This window comes from Paraburkholderia tropica (assembly GCF_914484835.1).
Taxonomy (GTDB): domain Bacteria; phylum Pseudomonadota; class Gammaproteobacteria; order Burkholderiales; family Burkholderiaceae; genus Paraburkholderia; species Paraburkholderia tropica_A.
Window position 1 is genome coordinate 39,670 of the sequence record NZ_CAJZAR010000058.1, and the last position, 16,619, is coordinate 56,288.

Annotated in this window: 16 protein-coding genes; 5 read left to right on the top strand and 11 right to left on the bottom strand. The window is 65.7% G+C overall.

Annotated features, from left to right (window positions below; all coding sequences use genetic code 11):
- The first annotated feature begins 16 nt into the window (after nucleotides 1–16).
- Nucleotides 17–559 (top strand): response regulator transcription factor, encoded by a 543-nt coding sequence (locus LDO54_RS19860; RefSeq protein WP_224012383.1) that lies wholly within the window; start codon nucleotides 17–19, stop codon nucleotides 557–559.
- 63 nt (nucleotides 560–622) lie between these two features.
- Here LDO54_RS19860 and hslU read toward each other — a convergent pair whose 3' ends face one another.
- From hslU to LDO54_RS19905, 9 genes are all read right to left on the bottom strand, one after another.
- A complete protein-coding gene (gene hslU / locus LDO54_RS19865) occupies nucleotides 623–1,975 on the bottom strand; it encodes an ATP-dependent protease ATPase subunit HslU (RefSeq protein WP_224012384.1) in 1,353 nt (450 codons plus the stop codon).
- A gap of 35 nt (nucleotides 1,976–2,010) precedes the next feature.
- Nucleotides 2,011–2,547, bottom strand: a complete 537-nt coding sequence (gene hslV / locus LDO54_RS19870) for an ATP-dependent protease subunit HslV (protein WP_224012385.1) — start codon at nucleotides 2,545–2,547, stop codon at nucleotides 2,011–2,013.
- 316 nt (nucleotides 2,548–2,863) lie between these two features.
- The gene (gene dksA, locus LDO54_RS19875) at nucleotides 2,864–3,283 is read right to left on the bottom strand and encodes an RNA polymerase-binding protein DksA (protein WP_028203189.1); all 420 of its coding nucleotides are present in this window, start codon (nucleotides 3,281–3,283) and stop codon (nucleotides 2,864–2,866) included.
- Between the two features lie 693 nt (nucleotides 3,284–3,976).
- Nucleotides 3,977–5,143, bottom strand: a complete 1,167-nt coding sequence (locus LDO54_RS19880) for a CobW family GTP-binding protein (protein ID WP_405044959.1) — start codon at nucleotides 5,141–5,143, stop codon at nucleotides 3,977–3,979.
- 148 nt (nucleotides 5,144–5,291) lie between these two features.
- Entirely contained in the window at nucleotides 5,292–6,497 is a 1,206-nt protein-coding gene (locus LDO54_RS19885) for a class I SAM-dependent rRNA methyltransferase (RefSeq protein ID WP_224012387.1), read from the bottom strand.
- 130 nt (nucleotides 6,498–6,627) lie between these two features.
- Nucleotides 6,628–7,566, bottom strand: coding sequence for a tyrosine recombinase XerC (gene xerC / locus LDO54_RS19890; protein ID WP_224012388.1), 939 nt, complete (start codon nucleotides 7,564–7,566; stop codon nucleotides 6,628–6,630).
- Between the two features lie 40 nt (nucleotides 7,567–7,606).
- Nucleotides 7,607–8,308, bottom strand: coding sequence for a DUF484 family protein (locus LDO54_RS19895; protein ID WP_224012389.1), 702 nt, complete (start codon nucleotides 8,306–8,308; stop codon nucleotides 7,607–7,609).
- Between the two features lie 165 nt (nucleotides 8,309–8,473).
- Nucleotides 8,474–9,340: a diaminopimelate epimerase gene (dapF, locus tag LDO54_RS19900; protein WP_224012390.1), complete on the bottom strand. Its 867-nt coding sequence runs from the start codon at nucleotides 9,338–9,340 to the stop codon at nucleotides 8,474–8,476.
- Nucleotides 9,341–9,400: 60 nt separating this feature from the next.
- Nucleotides 9,401–10,288: a lipid A biosynthesis lauroyl acyltransferase gene (locus LDO54_RS19905; protein WP_224012391.1), complete on the bottom strand. Its 888-nt coding sequence runs from the start codon at nucleotides 10,286–10,288 to the stop codon at nucleotides 9,401–9,403.
- Between the two features lie 267 nt (nucleotides 10,289–10,555).
- On the opposite strand from LDO54_RS19905, the gene metK reads away from it, so the two are divergent.
- Nucleotides 10,556–11,743 carry a methionine adenosyltransferase gene (metK, locus tag LDO54_RS19910; protein ID WP_065061891.1) on the top strand — a complete coding sequence of 396 codons (1,188 nt, stop codon included), beginning with the start codon at nucleotides 10,556–10,558 and terminating at the stop codon, nucleotides 11,741–11,743.
- A gap of 99 nt (nucleotides 11,744–11,842) precedes the next feature.
- Here the strand turns inward: metK and LDO54_RS19915 are convergent, their stop codons facing one another.
- A complete protein-coding gene (locus tag LDO54_RS19915; RefSeq protein WP_405044957.1) occupies nucleotides 11,843–12,172 on the bottom strand; it encodes a hypothetical protein in 330 nt (109 codons plus the stop codon).
- Between the two features lie 617 nt (nucleotides 12,173–12,789).
- On the opposite strand from LDO54_RS19915, the gene LDO54_RS19920 reads away from it, so the two are divergent.
- Nucleotides 12,790–13,554, top strand: coding sequence for a phytanoyl-CoA dioxygenase family protein (locus LDO54_RS19920; protein WP_224012393.1), 765 nt, complete (start codon nucleotides 12,790–12,792; stop codon nucleotides 13,552–13,554).
- A 102-nt stretch (nucleotides 13,555–13,656) separates the two neighbouring features.
- Here the strand turns inward: LDO54_RS19920 and LDO54_RS19925 are convergent, their stop codons facing one another.
- Nucleotides 13,657–13,863: a DUF3185 family protein gene (locus LDO54_RS19925; RefSeq protein ID WP_224012394.1), complete on the bottom strand. Its 207-nt coding sequence runs from the start codon at nucleotides 13,861–13,863 to the stop codon at nucleotides 13,657–13,659.
- A 230-nt stretch (nucleotides 13,864–14,093) separates the two neighbouring features.
- Between LDO54_RS19925 and mgrA the strand changes: the two genes are divergently transcribed.
- Together mgrA and LDO54_RS19935 are read left to right on the top strand one after the other, a co-directional pair.
- Entirely contained in the window at nucleotides 14,094–15,137 is a 1,044-nt protein-coding gene (gene mgrA / locus LDO54_RS19930) for an L-glyceraldehyde 3-phosphate reductase (RefSeq protein WP_224012395.1), read from the top strand.
- A 200-nt stretch (nucleotides 15,138–15,337) separates the two neighbouring features.
- Complete coding sequence (locus tag LDO54_RS19935; protein ID WP_224012396.1) at nucleotides 15,338–16,456, top strand: fatty acid desaturase family protein; 1,119 nt, start codon at nucleotides 15,338–15,340, stop codon at nucleotides 16,454–16,456.
- The last annotated feature ends 163 nt before the right edge of the window (nucleotides 16,457–16,619 follow it).

The following is a 16,619-nucleotide window of genomic DNA, read 5'->3' on the forward strand; positions in this document are numbered from 1 at the left end:
ACACGGAGAAAGTGGCATGAGCGATATGAATTTTCTGGTGATCGACGACGACGAAGTCTTCTCCGACATCCTGGCGCGAGGCCTCACGCGGCGCGGCTATCAGGTCCAGCAGGCGCACAACGCCGACGAGGCGGTGCGCTTCGCCAACCAGCAGAAGTTCTCGCAGATCACCGTCGACCTGCATCTGGGCAACGACTCGGGTCTCTCGCTGATCGCGCCGCTGCGCGACCTGCAGCCCGACGCGCGCATGCTCGTGCTCACGGGTTACGCGAGCATCGCCACGGCGGTGCAGGCGGTGAAGGACGGCGCGGACAACTATCTGGCCAAGCCCGCGAACGTCGAAATGATTCTGTCGGCACTGCAAAGCGACGCGAGCGCGCTGCAAGCCGAAGCGGCCATTGAGCATCCCACGCCGCTGTCGGTTGCGCGTCTCGAATGGGAGCACATTCAGCGCGTGCTGGCCGAGCACGGCGGCAACATCTCCGCCACGGCGCGCGCGCTCAACATGCACCGCCGCACGTTGCAGCGCAAGCTCGCCAAGCGGCCGGTCAAGCAGTAACGCCGCCGCCATGAAAAAAGCCCTGCAATGCAGGGCTTTTTTTGTTGGCGAGGCGCGCGGCCGTTACAGCACGTAGCGCGACAGATCTTCATCCTGCGCGACTTCGCCGAGCGCCTTGTCGACATAGGCGGCGTCGATCGTCACGCTCTGGCCCGCATGGTTGCCGGCCGCGAACGACACGTCTTCCAGCAGCTTTTCGATGACCGTGTAAAGGCGGCGCGCGCCGATATTCTCGGTCTTCTCGTTGACCGAGTAGGCGATTTCCGCGAGGCGGCGAATGCCGTCTTCCGCGAAATCGAGCTGCACGTCTTCGGTCGCGAGCAGCGCCTGATACTGCTTGACGAGGCTCGCGTCGGTCGAGACCAGAATCGCTTCGAAGTCCTTCACGGAGAGCGATTCGAGTTCCACGCGGATCGGGAAACGGCCCTGCAGTTCGGGGATCAGATCGCTCGGCTTCGACAGATGGAACGCCCCGCTCGCGATGAACAGGATGTGATCGGTCTTGATCATCCCGTACTTCGTGTTGATGGTGGTGCCTTCCACGAGCGGCAGCAGATCGCGCTGCACGCCCTGGCGCGAGACTTCGCCGCCACCGCTGCCTTCGTTGTTGCGCGACGCGATCTTGTCGATTTCGTCGAGGAACACGATGCCGTTCTGCTCGACGTTCTGCACGGCCTTCTGCTTGACCTCTTCGTCATTGAGCATCTTGGCCGCTTCTTCGTCGGTGATCAGCTTGAGCGCTTCCTTGACCTTCACCTTGCGGCGCGTTTTCTTGCCGCCACCCAGATTGGCGAACATCGAGCGGATCTGCTCGGTCATGTCTTCCATGCCCGGCGGCCCCATGATGTCCATGCCGGCTTGCGGCATCTCAACGTCGAGTTCGATTTCCTTGTCGTCGAGCTGGCCTTCGCGCAGGCGCTTGCGGAAGGTCTGGCGCGTGGCATTGTCGCCGCCTTCGGCCGGGGCCGCCGCGTCGGACGTACCGAAGCCGACCGGGCGCGCGCCCGGCAGCAGGATGTCGAGGATGCGGTCTTCGGCCTGATCGGTGGCCTTGCTGCGCACCTTGCGCATTTCCGTTTCGCGGGTCTGCTTGACGGCGATTTCGATCAGATCGCGCACGATGCTGTCGACGTCGCGGCCCACATAGCCCACTTCGGTGAACTTGGTGGCTTCGATCTTGATGAAGGGCGCGTCGGCGAGCTTCGCCAGACGGCGCGCGATTTCGGTCTTGCCGACGCCCGTCGGCCCGATCATGAGAATGTTCTTCGGCGTGATTTCCTGGCGCAGCGGGTCGGCGACCTGCTGGCGGCGCCAGCGGTTGCGCAGCGCGACGGCCACGGCCTTCTTCGCTTTCGCCTGGCCGATGATGTGCTTGTCGAGTTCCGAGACGATCTCGGCGGGGGTCATGGTGCTCATCCTGATTCCTTCTCGTCGGTTCGGTCTGGGTACGCTTACTCGATCGTCTCGATCACGCGGTTGTGATTCGTGTAGATACACATGTCGCCCGCGATTTCGAGCGACTTTTCGACGATCTCGCGCGGCGAGAGGTCGGTGTTCAGCACGAGCGCGCGGGCCGCGGCCTGCGCATACGCGCCGCCCGAACCGATCGCGCAGATGCCTTCTTCGGGGTCGAGCACGTCGCCGTTACCGGTGATGACGAGCGTGGTGGTGGCGTCGGCGGCGATCAGCATCGCTTCGAGACGGCGCAGCATGCGGTCGGTGCGCCAGTCTTTCGCGAGTTCGACGGCCGCGCGGGTGAGATTGCCCTGATGCTTTTCGAGCTTGGCTTCGAAGCGGTCGAGCAGCGAGAACGCGTCGGCGGTGCCGCCGGCGAAGCCGACCATCACCTTGCCGCCGTAGATGCGCCGGACCTTCTTCGCGCCACCCTTCATGACGATGTTGCCGAGGGTGACCTGACCGTCGCCGCCGAGGGCGACCTTGTCGCCGCGTCGCACGGATACGATGGTCGTGCCGTGATATTGCTCCATGTGCGTTCCTTTTTACCGTTGATGCCAGCGTGTTGCGTGGACTTCGCGCGGCGGCATGCGCGCCGCGCCTGCGGATCCGGTTACGCGCCGTACGCGGCGCGAGGCGCGCGAGCGGGCGTGTCGGTAGAAGTTTAGGGCGGCGGCGGGCAGTTCAAGGTCTGACAGCGCAGAAAAGCCGCGACGGCGTTTGCGGCGGCGCGCACACGCGGAGCAAGGGAGAGAAAGGGGGACGCAAATGAAAAAGCGCACGGGACTCCGTGCGCTTCGAAAGAAGGCAGTCGATCGGCACGCGCCGCGTGGCGGCGCCGGCGGCCAATCAGTCGCCGAACAGCTTCTGGCGCAGTTCGCGGCGCTCTTGCGCTTCGAGCGAGAGCGTGGCGGTCGGGCGCGCGAGCAGACGCGGGATGCCGATCGGCTCGCCCGTTTCCTCGCACCAGCCGTAGTCGCCGGAGTCGATGCGCGCGAGCGACTGCTGCACCTTCTTCAGCAGCTTGCGCTCGCGGTCGCGCGTGCGCAGTTCGAGCGCGTGCTCTTCTTCGATCGTCGCGCGGTCGGCCGGATCGGGAACGATCACGGTTTCGCGCAGATTCTCGGTGGTCTGGCCCGCATTGCGGAGGATTTCCGCCTGCAGCTGTTCGAGCCGGTTCTTGAAGAAGGCGAGCTGATCCTCGTTCATGTAATCCTTGTCGCTCATCTTCAGGATTTCGGCTTCGGTCAAGAGTCGTTTCGTCGTCATCTGGCTTGCTTCTTCAATGAGTGAGGCAAAACTGGCACATCTTGCCTGCACTTGGGTGTTGCCCGCAGTGGCTGACACCACGATTGCGCGCGCTGATTGCGCGCCAAACTGCGCGCCGGCGGGCACGGACGATGCATTGTCGGTGACGCCTTAGCGCCGCTGCGGGGCCGAACTCCTCTGGAAACCGTTCTTCAGATGCTCCTGAGGCATATTTCGTACCGGCTGCGCGCTGCGACGCGATGCGCGGCCGGGGAGGCGCGTTTTTCCGGGATAGCCTGTCAGGCCATGTCCGGGTGGCGCCCTGTATTCCAGTGGGGCCGTATTGTAACCGAACCGCAAACTCGCGCTGTAAGCGGGAAATCCCTGCGTCGGCGGCTTTCGTCTGCGCTCGATATCCAGAAAATATAACGCGCCAATCGTGAAAAAGCGATGGTCGGGTACGTTATTTGACGCCTTATGCGTGAATCGTCGCGAGAAAGGCGGCTTTAAGGCCGTTGTGCGCCGCTTTTCGTGCGCTTCGAGTCGGTTTTAGTCCGTTGCGCGCCAGTTTTGTGCCAGCTTCGGGCCAGTTTCGACGTGGGCCTGAAGACGTGTTTCAAAACCGCGATCGTGGCGCGCGCAAACAAAAACGCCCGGCGCGAAGCCGGGCGTGATGCGGCGCGCACGACGAACACGCCGTGCCGGAGTCCGTGCTTACTTCACGAGACAGGCGTCGAGGCCGTCGGTGATCAGATCCTGCGGCAGTTCGATGCCGATGAACACCATCTTGCTGGTCTTCTTCTCGATCGGCAGCCACTTGGCCGCGAGGTCGCTGCCCATCATCTGGTGCACGCCCTGGAACACCACCTTGCGGTCCACGCCCTTCATGTAGAGCACGCCCTTGTAGCGCAGCAGGCGCTCGCCGTAGATCTGCAGGATGCCGCCGAGGAAGTCTTCGAGGCGGTTCGGATCGAACGGCTTGTCGCTGCGGTAGACGAACGACTTGATCTTGTCGTCGTGATGCGCGTGGTGATGGTTGTGATGGCCGTGGTCGTGGCCTTCGTGCGTGCACTTGCCGTGATCGTGATCGCAATCGGCGTGGTCGCCGTGATCGTGACCATGATCGTGATGATCGTGCGCGTGGTCGTGCTCGTCTTCGGCGAGGAAGTCCGGGTCGATTTCGAGCTTGGCGTTCAGGTTGAAGCCGCGCAGATCGAACACTTCCTTGATGTCGGCCTCGCCGAAATTCACCTGGCGCACCTGCGCCTTCGGGTTCATGTGCAGCACGCGGTGACGCAGGTCGGCGACTTCCTTCTCGTCGACGAGGTCGGCCTTCGTGATGAACAGGCGATCGGCGAAACCGACCTGGCGCTGCACCACTTCGTGCTCGTCGAGCTGCTTGTTGCCGTGCTTGGCGTCGACCAGCGTGATGATCGCGTCGAGCAGGAATTCGTCGGCGATCTCGTTATCCATGAAGAAGGTCTGCGCGACCGGACCCGGATTCGCGAGGCCCGTGGTCTCGATCACGACGCGCTCGAAGTCGAGCTTGCCGTCGCGCTTTTGCTGCGCGAGGTCGGCGAGCACGCGCGAGAGGTCGCCGCGGATCGTGCAGCAGATGCAGCCGTTGCTCATCTGGATGATCTGCTCGTTGCTGTCCTGCACGAGAATTTCGTTGTCGATGTTCTCTTCGCCGAACTCGTTCTCGATCACGGCGATCTTCATGCCGTGGTTTTCGCCGAGGATGCGCTTGAGCAGCGTGGTCTTGCCGCTGCCGAGGAAGCCGGTCAGGATCGTGACGGGAATCATGCTGTTTGCCATGCTTTTTGCCTGGTAAGTGTCTCGTGTGGGCGCGGCGCCGCGCGGACGCCCGCGTGCCGGAATCTCGCGGTGTTACAACATAACTATCTATTGAAACATATCTGCGGCGAGGGCGCTGGCGCGGCTTCGAATCGGGGTCGAAACCGCATCGAGGCTGCCATTAAAGCGCCGCTAAGCGCCGCTCGCGAACTCAAGCGCAGATAAGGCCGCCTCAGGCGATTTGCAACAGCAGGCCCTTCAGATACTCGCCTTCCGGGAACGCCGTGAGCAGCGGATGATCGACGCCCGCGCCGAGGCGCTTGACGATGCGCGCATCGACCTTCGCATCGGCGGCCGCGCCCGCGACGATCTTCTGGAACAGCTCCGCGTCGATCGCGCCCGAGCACGAGTACGTGAACAGCAGGCCGCCCGGACGCAGCAGCTTGAAACCGGTCAGATTGATGTCCTTGTAGGCGCGCGCGGCGCGGTCCACGTGCTCGCGCGACGCCGCGAACTTGGGCGGATCGAGCACCACGAGGTCGAAGCGCTCGCCTTCCTCGTGCAGTCGGCGCAGCGTCTTGAAGGCGTCGGCGTCGAGCCAGGTCGCGCGGTCGGCGTCGAAGCCGTTGGCCTGCACGTTCTTTTGCGCCGTGTTCAGCGCCTCGCCCGACGAGTCGATCGACACCACGCGCTTCGCGCCGCCCTTCATCGCCGCGAGCGAGAAGCCGCCCGTGTAGCAGAAGCAGTTGAGCACGTCGCGGTCTTGCGCCCAGGTCTGCACGAGCGCGCGGTTGTCGCGCTGATCGACGTAGAAGCCGGTCTTGTGGCCGTTGCGCACGTCGACGTGATAGCGCACGCCGTTCTCGCTCGCAATGATCGTTTCGGGCGGTTCGTCGCCGGCGAGCAGGCCGGTGATCTGTTCGAGTCCTTCCTTGTCGCGGATCGAGACGTCCGAGCGCTCGTAGACATTCGGGCAGCCGGTGACCGAGGTCAGCGCGTTGACGATGGCGTCCTTCCACGCCTCGACGCCCGCCGCCATGAACTGGCAGACGAGCTGGCCGCGCGCGTTCTGCGCGACATCTTCGGTGTACCAGTCGACGATCAGGCCGGGCAGGCCGTCGGCCTCGCCGAAGATCAGGCGCACGGCGCCGGTGTCGCGCACCATCGCCTGACGATGGGCGAGCGCGCGCTGCACGCGGCGCTTGAAGAACGCGTGATCGATGGGTTCGTTTTCGTCGAAGCTCCAGACGCGCGCGCGGATCTGCGAATGCGGGCTGTAGGCGGCGCGCGCGAGGAAGCGGCCGTCGTGGGCGCGCACGATCACCGTGGCGCCAGACGCGGGCTTGCCTTCGACGCGCTCGATCGCGTTCGCGTAGACCCACGGATGGCGGCGCAGCAGGGATTTTTCTTTCGACGGCTTGAGGGTGACGATATTCATGATGGCTTCGCTAAAGGTGATGCGGCGGCGGGCGTTGCGCCTGCCGCTTGCGGGCGCGCCGCGTGGTCGTTGAGGATCACGCGCGCGCCGGAGTTTCTGGACCGGCCGCGCCGGAGGTGCCAATGGCCGCCTAGTCCCGCTTTTTCGCGCGTGGATGGGCGGTGTCGTAGACCTTGGCGAGATGCTGGAAATCGAGCGACGTGTAGACCTGCGTGGCCGAAATGCTCGCATGGCCCAGCAGTTCCTGCACCGCGCGCAGATCGCCGCTCGATTGCAGCAGGTGCGTGGCGAACGAGTGCCGCAGCACGTGCGGATGGACGTTCGCCGGAATGCCCGCCGCGAGCGCCGCGCGCTTGACGCGCTCGCGCACCACGCCGGGCGCCATGCGGTTGCCGCGCACGGAGATAAAGAGCGGCGCGTCGTCGTGCTTGATCCACGAATCGCGCACCGCGAGCCAGGCGTCGAGCGCGGCGAGCGCCTTGCTGCCCACCGGCACGATGCGATGGCGGTTGCCCTTGCCGTGCACTTCGACTTCGGCGGCGTCGCGCTTGAACCAGCTCGCCGACTCGTAGCCGTCGCGGCGGATATAGCGCACGTCGAGCCCGACCAGTTCCGCGAGGCGCAGGCCCGACGAGTAGAACAGTTCGAGCATCGCGTGATCGCGCAGCGCTTCGATGCTGTCCGCGCCGGTGCTGGCGGGCGGCGGCGCTTCCATGAGGCGCGTGGCGTCGTCGACGGACAGCGCCTTCGGCAGCGTCTTCGCCCGCTTGGGCGCGCGCACGGCCGCCACGGGATTTGCGTCGAGGTCGACGCGTCCCGCGTACCAGCGGTAGAACGCGCGCCACGCCGAGAGCCGATGCGCGATCGAGCGCGCCGCGAGCCCGCCCGCGTGCGCGCGCGCGACCGCGCCGCGCACCTCGGCGGCTTCGACGCGTTCGAGCGGCCGGCCGTTGGCGAGCTTCTTCAGCTCGTCGAGTTCGTGCGCGTAGGCGCGCAGCGTGTGCGCCGACAGGCGGCGCACGTGCTCAAGCTCGGCGAGGTAGTCGGCGATCGGATCGGACGCGTTCACGGCTTCAGTGCGGTTGCGGTGCGGTTGCAGCGCGGCCGCGTCAGTGCGGCAGCAGGCGCGAGAGCGCCGAGCTTGCGAGTGTGCCGATCTGGCGCAGGAAATCGGTCGCCATGCCGTCGTGGAAGCGGCGCGGATCGGGCGAACCCATCACGATCAGACCGAAGGCGTCGCCGCTCGGATCGTCCTCTTCTTCGTTCGCGCGGCGGCGCAGCGCGACGATCGCGACCGACTGCGGCGGCTGCTCCTCGCCTTCCGCGCCGGGCGCGGCGGCGAGCCACTGCGCGGCTTCGAAGCCGGTGTTCGCGCCGCAGTACGGCACGTCGAGGCTGTTGGCGAAGAGGCGCACTTCCTCGCCCGTGTGCTTCGCGAAGCTTGCTTGCGCGTAGGCGTCGGCGACATCCCAGACGCGCAGCGCCGCGAGCGGCACGTCGAATTCGGCACGCAGTTGCCCGGCGATCGTGCGCGGCAGCGCATGCGGATCGCGCTCGGCGACGACCTGCGAGGTCCAGCGCACGAATCGCGCGGCGATGCTGTCGTTCTCGTGGCCGTAGCGCAGCAGCTCGGCCAGACGCAGCTCGAGATGCTTGTTCTTTTCGCGCAGCATTTCCATCTGGCGCTCTTGCAGCGACACGGCGGCCTTGCCGTGCGGATTGCCGAGCTTGATCGTCGCCAGCAACTCGGCGTGCTCGACGAAGAAATCAGGGTGGGCGAGCAGATAGTCGGCGACTTCGCGATCGTTCATGTTGTAGGCGCTTTCGGTGAAGAAGCGGCGCGCGGCGGCGCGCCATGCGTGATGCGATGCTGCGGTGTTGCTGCGTGGTTACTGCTGATGAGTGATGCGTGGTCCCCGCTGCGCCTCAAACGAAGTCGATCGGGCGCGCGCGGGTTCCGGCAAACTCGCGCCGACTCAGACGGTCAGTTCGATTTCGCCTTCGAAGACGGTCGTGGCCGGACCGGCCATAAAGAGCGCCGAGCTTTCGTCGCGCGCGCCGTTCCAGTCGATCGTGAGCGTGCCGCCGTGCGTGTGGACCTTCACGGGCGAGTCGAGCAGGCCGCGGCGAATGCCCGCCGCCACTGCCGCGCACGCGCCCGTGCCACACGCGAGCGTCTCGCCCGCGCCGCGCTCGAACACGCGCAGACGCACTTCGTTGCGCGACACGATTTCCATGAAACCGGCGTTGACCTTGTTCGGGAAGCGCGGATGCGTTTCGACGAGCGGACCTTCGGCGAGCACCGGATACGCTTCGACGTTCTCGACCACCTGCACCGCGTGCGGATTGCCCATCGACACCGCGGAGATCCAGCGCGTCTGCCCGTTCACGTCGATCGGCCAGAGCGTGTCGTTGCCTTCGCGGCGGCCTTCGAGACCGTTCGCGTCGAAGGGCACGCGCGCCGGTTCGAAGATCGGGCTGCTCATGTCGACCACGACTTCACCGTTCGGCTGCATGACGAGCGTGACGACGCCGTTCTGCACCTGCACGCGGATGCTGTCCGCGCTCGTGAGCCGGCGATCGCGCACGAATTTCACGAAGCAGCGTGCGCCGTTGCCGCAATGCTCGACCTCGCCGCCGTCGCAATTGAAGATGCGATAGCGGAAGTCGACGCCGTCGATCGTCGGCTTTTCGACCAGCAGCAGCTGATCGGCGCCCACGCCGAAGTGGCGGTCGGCCAGCGCGCGCACGCGCTCGGGCGTGAGCGCGAGGTCTTCGGTGTAGCCGTCGAGCACGACGAAGTCGTTGCCCGCGCCGTGCATCTTGGTGAATTTGAGTTTCATGCCGTTATTGTAAGCGACGCGCGAGCCTGTGCCCGCGCGCCTTCAGTCGTGGCGAGACGCTTACGAGTAGACACTCGGTTCGCCGTCCGGACGCGTCTTGAAGCGCTTGTGGACCCAGTAATACTGCTCGGGAATGCGCGGAATCTGCTCCTCGAGGAAGGCGTTCATGCGGCGCGCGTCTTCTTCGTCGTTACCCGTGGGGTAATTGTCCCAAGGTTTGAAGATTTTCAGCCGATAACCTTTGTAATTGGGCAGCACCTCGCCGATGAACGGCACGACCTGCGCATGGCCCACTTTCGCGAGACGCCCGACTGCCGTGAGCGTGCACGCGGGCACGCCGAAGAAGGGCACGAAGGTGGAGTTGCGCATGCCGTAGTCCATGTCGGCGCCGAGCATCACGGGTTTCCTGTCGCGCAGCCAGCGCAGCACGGCGCGCGCGCTGTCCGCGCGGCTCACCATTTCGGCGCCGAAGCGGCTGCGGCCGGCCTTCGCGGCGGCCTCGAACTCGGGGTTCGAGAACGGCTGATACAGCGAGCCGCAGGGGCGATGCAGCGAGTAGTTGAGGAACATCGAACCCGCCTCGATGCCGACGAAATGCAGGCCGAGGAACAGCGTGGGCGGCAGGTCGGGATCGGTGAGATCGACTTCGCTGTCGAGCTGGATGAGCTTTTCGAGCTTCTTCGCCGAGCCGAACCACTGGACGCTGCGCTCCATATAGCTGCGGATGGCCTGGCGGAAATGCTTGCCGGCCACGTCCTCGCGCTTTTCGTCGCTCCATTCGGGGAAGCACAGGCGCAGGTTGGTGTGCACGACGCGCTTGCGGCGGCTCGGGATCTGATAAAGCAGCCAGCCGAGGCCGTCGCCGAGACGCGCGACGAAACCATAGGGCAGGATCGCGAACAGTTTGAGCAGACCGATGGCGAAACGGGAGCCTAGCTTGCCGAGCATGATGCGGCTCCCATGAGTGAAATGAACGAACTGGAGAAGGCGATTGACAACACGCGCGGCGACTCTGCGACAAATTAGGGAAGTCGCTATAATACGGGCTTCGCCGAGTTAACTGACAACTTGCGGGGCGAAGCCGGTTTGCCGCACATCGTTCAATCGACCGATCTGCAGGCCCACCGGTCAGGTAATCCGCTAAAGCGTCGCCGCTTCGAGGCCCGAAGCTGGCAACGTGAGTACCACCGTCACCAGCTACAAGGAGCCTTACACGTGGCAAACGACTATTTCTTCACCTCCGAATCCGTTTCGGAAGGCCATCCGGACAAGGTCGCCGACCAGATCTCGGACGCGATCCTCGACGCCATCCTCACGCAGGACAAATACTCGCGCGTTGCAGCGGAAACGCTCTGCAACACGGGTCTCGTCGTGCTCGCCGGTGAAATCACCACGACGGCCAACGTCGACTACATCCAGGTCGCGCGCGACACGATCAAGCGCATCGGCTACGACAACACCGACTACGGCATCGACTACCGCGGTTGCGCGGTGCTCGTCGCCTACGACAAGCAGTCGCCGGACATCGCCCAGGGCGTGGACCGCGCGCACGACAACAACCTCGATCAAGGTGCCGGCGACCAGGGCCTGATGTTCGGCTATGCGTGCGACGAAACGCCCGAGCTGATGCCCCTGCCGATCCACCTTTCGCACCGTCTGGTCGAGCGCCAGTCGAACCTGCGCCGCGACGGCCGTCTGCCCTGGCTGCGCCCGGACGCGAAGTCGCAGGTTACCGTGCGCTACGTCGACGGCAAGCCGCACGCGATCGACACGGTCGTGCTGTCCACGCAGCATTCGCCGGACATCGACCTCGGCACGCTGCGCGAAGCCGTGATCGAAGAAGTCATCAAGCCGGTGCTGCCGGCCGACCTGATCAAGGGCGACATCAAGTTCCTCGTGAACCCGACCGGCCGTTTCGTGATCGGTGGCCCGCAAGGCGACTGCGGTCTCACGGGCCGCAAGATCATCGTCGATACGTACGGCGGCGCGGCTCCGCACGGCGGCGGCGCGTTCTCGGGCAAGGATCCGTCGAAGGTCGACCGCTCGGCGGCCTACGCCGGCCGTTACGTCGCGAAGAACATCGTGGCCGCCGGCCTCGCGTCGCGCTGCCTGATCCAGGTCTCGTACGCGATCGGCGTGGCCGAGCCGACCTCGGTCATGGTCAACACGTTCGGCACCGGCAAGGTCTCGGACGCGACCATCACGAAGCTCGTGCGCGAACACTTCGACCTGCGTCCGAAGGGCATCATCCAGATGCTCGACCTGCTGCGTCCGATCTACGAAAAGACCGCTGCTTACGGCCACTTCGGCCGCGAAGAGCCGGAATTCTCGTGGGAAGCCACCGACAAGGCGCTCGCGCTGGCCGAAGCGGCCGGCACGGAACCGGTCGTCGCGCTGGCGTAAGCACGCCGTCGTTCGATGCCGCACCAGCGGCGTCGGACGCGCATGAAAAACCCCGCAGGGCTCGCGCCTGTGCGGGGTTTTTTGTTTTTAGCGCGGATTTCAGCGCATCGCGAAGCCAAACCAGCCCTCGCTGCTCGCGCCCATGCGGCGCGGCCGGCGCGTGTTGCGCGCCGTGTGGACGGTCGAGGGCGCGGCGAGCGTGCGCAGCGTCGTGTTCGGACGATAGAGCAGCGTGCGCAGCGAGAAGTGGCGCGAACCGGCGCGCTGACGCAGCACCGAGAAGAACGCATGGAACCAGGCGCGCATGCCGTCGACGGGGCGCGCTTCGCGCACATGCTGGGCGAGCGCGCGCGTGCGCGCGGCGTGATGGCGCAGCGCGCGCACGACGTGGCGGCGGGGGCGCGCTGCCTTCAGCGCGGCGCGAGTCATACGGCGGGTATCGAAAAGGGTATCCATGGTGTGTGTGGAATCAGGTTCGGTTTGCGCCTCGCGCGACATGATGCTTCGAGCACCAAACGTGCCTGTTTGCGAGGGAGTCACGATAGCGGAATTCGCGCGGCGCAACGCGGGGCGTGCGCAGGGCGTAAAGATGAGCGCCGGGATCGGCCGGGAGAGGCGAGCGCCTTGCTGGGCAAGGCCTGGCTGGCGGTCCGTCCGCGCATTGGAGGTGAAGTGCGATGAAACTGCATGCGCGCAGACTACACGCGAATCGTGACGCCAGAAAGTCGGTTAATACCCGCGTGTGCTCAAGAAAGAGGCATGTCATCGCGCCCTTTCTCGCCATCGCGGTGCGTGTGCGCCATCGGCGTGCTCCGCGCTTGTCCGCCGCTTGTTCGACGTTTGTCCGACGCGTGAGCGGGATTTCGTGCGCACTCACATCATCCAGATGGCTAACGCTTGCCTCCGCGCAAGCCGCACGCTTTACAATCGAACGATCGGCGCGCGCTGGGGCCAGCAGGCCTCGCGGCGCCGCCGCTGCGCACGTCGCGCGTCATCGGAGCCGCTTCGGTGCGCAGCCTTCGCAGGCCTCGAATAACGGAAGTCTCATGTCAGTTCACTCAAAGAAAGAACAGGTGCAGGCGCTGCGCGAGCGCGGCTTCGTGGTCGTGCCGGGCCTCGTCGCGCCCGAGCGTTGCGACGAACTCAAGCGCATCGCGCAGGAGCAGTTGAAGGCGGCGCAGGCGCCGGTCGAATTCGAAGCCGACCTGCGCTATCCGGGCGCGCCGGACTCGAAGGACGCGCCGGGCGGCCATACGGTGCGGCGTCTGCTCGACGCCTACGGGCGTCATCCGCAATTCGCTTCGTGGGCCACGTCGCCCGAGATCGCGGGCTGGATGGAGCTGTATTTCGGCGAGGAGCCCGTGCTCTCGCGCGTGCATCACAACTGCATGATGACCAAGCATCCCGCGTACGGCAGCCTCACGGGCTGGCATCGCGACGTGCGCTACTGGTCGTTCGAGCGCGACGACCTCGTTTCCGTGTGGCTCGCGCTCGGGCCGGAAACGGTCGAGAACGGCGGGCTGTGGTTCGTGCCGGGCTCGCATACGGCGCCGTTCACGTCGTCGAGTTTCGACGCCGCGAAGTTCTTCCGCTCCGACGTGCCCGAGAATCAGGCGTGGATCGAGCAGGCCATCTCGCCTACGCTGCAAAAGGGCGACGTGGTGTTCTTCCACTGCAACACGCTGCATTCGGCGGGCCAGAATCAGAGCGATGACGTGAAGTTTTCGCTCGTCTACACCTATCACGGCGCGAGCAACGTGCCGCTGCCGGGTTCGCGTTCGGCGTCGAAGCCCGAGGTGAAGCTGGTTTGACGTTGCGAAGCCGGCGACAAGAAAACGGGCGCGTGCATGGCGCGCATCACGCATCGCGCCCGTTGTGCAGCAGCGCCTGGCAACAGCGCCTGGAAACAGCGCCTAGCGGCGGCGGCCGCTGAGCGCGAGACCGCTGATGCCCGCAATGGTCGCGGCCACGCCGGCTATGATCAGCGTCATCGTGCGGTCGGTGGGCCCGCCCGTCACGAGGCGCGAAACATCGTTCGAGAACGAGTGAAACGACTGGCCGCCGAAGTACAGCAGCACCACGCCGCAGGCGATCAGCGCGAACGAAACCGCTTTCATCATAAGAGACCTCCCGGGGGTTGGACGGACGCCGCAGTGTAGGCGAGCCGCGCGGCGGCGTCCATGTTCGCATCCCACATGATGGGCCTCTGCACGCATCGCGCGGATTGGCTAACATGGCAGCCCGCGCGGTGTGTCGAGCGGGGCGCAAACCGCTGCTGGAGCGGCGTTCGCGCCCATCTAGCGCCGCCGCTGGACTTCCTGAAAACCTGTTCTCGTCGAGGATTCAAACGATGGCCTACGAAGCAGCTGCTGAACGCTATTCGGAGATGCAATACCGCTTTTGCGGCAAGTCTGGACTCAAGCTGCCGGCGCTCTCGCTCGGCCTGTGGCACAACTTCGGCGACACCACGCCGATTTCGACGCAACGTGACATCCTGCGCACGGCCTTCGACCTCGGCATCACGCACTTCGACCTGGCAAACAACTACGGCCCGCCGTACGGCAGCGCCGAAACCAATTTCGGCCGCATTTTCAAGGACGATTTCCGTCCGTACCGCGACGAGCTGCTGATCTCGTCGAAGGCGGGCTGGGACATGTGGCCGGGTCCGTACGGCCAGGGCGGCGGCTCGCGCAAGTACGTGCTCGCGAGCCTCGACCAGAGCCTGCAGCGCATGGGCCTCGATTACGTCGACATCTTCTATTCGCACCGTTTCGACGTGGAAACGCCGCTCGAAGAAACCGCCGGCGCGCTCGCCACGGCCGTGCAGCAGGGCAAGGCGCTGTACGTGGGCATCTCTTCGTATTCGGCGCAGAAGACGCGTGAAATGGCGAAGCTGCTGGCCGAATACAAGGTGCCGCTGCTGATCCATCAGCCCTCGTACAACCTGCTCAACCGCTGGATCGAGCACGACCTGCTCGACACGCTCGAAGACATCGGCACCGGCAGCATCGCGTTCACGCCGCTCGCGCAGGGCCTGCTCACGAACAAGTATCTGAACGGCGTGCCGGAAGACGCGCGCGTGAACCGGCCGGGCGGCGGCTCGCTCAAGAGCGAGCACCTGAGCGGGCAGAACATCGAGCACGTGCGCAAGCTCAACGATCTCGCGCAGCGCCGTGGCCAGAGCCTCGCGCAGATGGCGATCGCGTGGACGCTGCGCGGCGGCCGCGTGACCTCGGCGCTGATCGGCGCGAGCCGCGCGGAGCAGGTGCGCGAGAACGTCGCCGCGCTGAAGAACCTCGAATTCTCGGCGGAGGAACTGGCCGAGATCGATCGCTACGCGACCGAAGGCGGCGTGAATCTGTGGGAAAAGCCGTCGACCGATCAGCACATCTGATCGTGCGCGCCTGCTTCGCGGGCGCTTGTGCAGCACCCTCGCGCCTCGCTTTCTGCGAGGCGTTTTTTATTCGGCACCGGTGATGGCACGCGAGCGCTGTAATGCGCGGTGACGAGGCTTGCGGCGCTGAAGGCCGCGCGTCCTGGGACTGTCATGGAGCGCTGCTAACGTCGCGGCAGTCTTTGCACTGAGGATTGCCGATGGAGTCGACGAGCGCCGTGCGCACCCTGGGCGAGTTGCCTGCTGCGCCGCCTGCTGTTCAACGCGATGTACCACCTGGTGTACCGCCCGCCGTCAAGCCTTCCACCGCGCCGCGCGCGTCCGCCCGGACCGCCACGCGGCGCGCGCCCGATCTGCGCGCCAACGCCGCGCTCATCGCCGCCGCCACGCTCGCGCTCGCGTATCAACTGTTCGGTTTGCCGCTGCTGCTGCGCGCGGCGGGCGGGCCGTCCTTCGCGCTGATGGCGACGCTCGTGCCGGTCGTGCTCGCCACGCCGATCCACTGGGGCTTGATTCACGAAGGCATCCACGGGCAATTGCTGCGCTCGCGGCGCGCCAACGAGATCGTCGCGCGGCTGCTGGCGATTGGCATGGCGATGCCGTTCGACGCCGTGCGTTTCGGACACCTGATGCATCACCGCTTCACGCGCGAGGCCTTCGATCGTCCCGATGTCGACGATGCGCGCGGCCCGCGCTGGCTGCGCCGCCTCGCGTGGTACGTGCGGCTGCTCGGCGGGCTGTATGTGGGCGAACTGCTCGTGCCGCTGCTCGCGTTCGTGCCGGTGCGTCTCGCGCACGCGCTGGTCGCGCGCGGCGTGGGCACGCCCGGCGAAAGCGCGAGCGCCGAGGACATGCAGGTGCAGCGTCTCTTCGTGAATCACGCGACCGATCCGCAGAAGCGTCGTCGCGCGCGGCGCGACTGGCTCGGTTCGCTGGCGCTGTATGCGTGCGCGTTCGCGCTGTACGGGAAGGCGTGGCCGGTGCTCGTGGCGGCGATGTTCGCGCGCGGCCTGTGGCTCTCGCTCGCCGATAACCTGCCGCATTACGGCGTCGCGCTCGACGAGCCGGGGCGCTCGCGCGACTTTCGGGTGCCGCGCGTGATCGGCGTGTTGCTGATGAACCATCATCTGCATCGGCAACATCATCTGCATCCGACGCTGCCGTGGGCTGCGCTGCCGGTGCTCGCTAACGCCGAATATGCCGATGTCGACGAACACGGCGACGCCGCGCCCGCGCAGATGCGCGAGCCGTACTGGCGCGCGGCGCTGCGTCAGCTCAAGGGATTGCAGCCGGGAGTCGGTGCGGGCGGTGCGCGCTGAAACTGAAACGCGCGGCGCGCGTCATCGGCACGCACGCCAAGGCGCGGCTGAAGACACCTGAGCGCGCCAGAACGCACTCAAGCGGATTCAGGCGCCATCAAGCGCACTCAAGCGCCATCAAGCACGCTCAACAAGCACGCGAAACACGCGGAACCCCCAAAAG

Bases quoted from the DNA above. Each gene is read 5' to 3' on its own strand.
- LDO54_RS19860 (WP_224012383.1), top strand. From the start codon at position 17: ATGAGCGATATGAATTTTCTGGTGATCGACGACGACGAAGTCTTCTCC.
- hslU (WP_224012384.1), bottom strand. From the start codon at position 1,975: ATGAGCACCATGACCCCCGCCGAGATCGTCTCGGAACTCGACAAGCAC.
- hslV (WP_224012385.1), bottom strand. From the start codon at position 2,547: ATGGAGCAATATCACGGCACGACCATCGTATCCGTGCGACGCGGCGAC.
- dksA (WP_028203189.1), bottom strand. From the start codon at position 3,283: ATGACGACGAAACGACTCTTGACCGAAGCCGAAATCCTGAAGATGAGC.
- LDO54_RS19885 (WP_224012387.1), bottom strand. From the start codon at position 6,497: ATGAATATCGTCACCCTCAAGCCGTCGAAAGAAAAATCCCTGCTGCGC.
- LDO54_RS19895 (WP_224012389.1), bottom strand. From the start codon at position 8,308: ATGAACGATCGCGAAGTCGCCGACTATCTGCTCGCCCACCCTGATTTC.
- dapF (WP_224012390.1), bottom strand. From the start codon at position 9,340: ATGAAACTCAAATTCACCAAGATGCACGGCGCGGGCAACGACTTCGTC.
- LDO54_RS19905 (WP_224012391.1), bottom strand. From the start codon at position 10,288: ATGCTCGGCAAGCTAGGCTCCCGTTTCGCCATCGGTCTGCTCAAACTG.
- LDO54_RS19915 (WP_405044957.1), bottom strand. From the start codon at position 12,172: ATGACTCGCGCCGCGCTGAAGGCAGCGCGCCCCCGCCGCCACGTCGTG.
- LDO54_RS19920 (WP_224012393.1), top strand. From the start codon at position 12,790: ATGTCAGTTCACTCAAAGAAAGAACAGGTGCAGGCGCTGCGCGAGCGC.
- LDO54_RS19925 (WP_224012394.1), bottom strand. From the start codon at position 13,863: ATGATGAAAGCGGTTTCGTTCGCGCTGATCGCCTGCGGCGTGGTGCTG.
- mgrA (WP_224012395.1), top strand. From the start codon at position 14,094: ATGGCCTACGAAGCAGCTGCTGAACGCTATTCGGAGATGCAATACCGC.
- LDO54_RS19935 (WP_224012396.1), top strand. From the start codon at position 15,338: ATGGAGTCGACGAGCGCCGTGCGCACCCTGGGCGAGTTGCCTGCTGCG.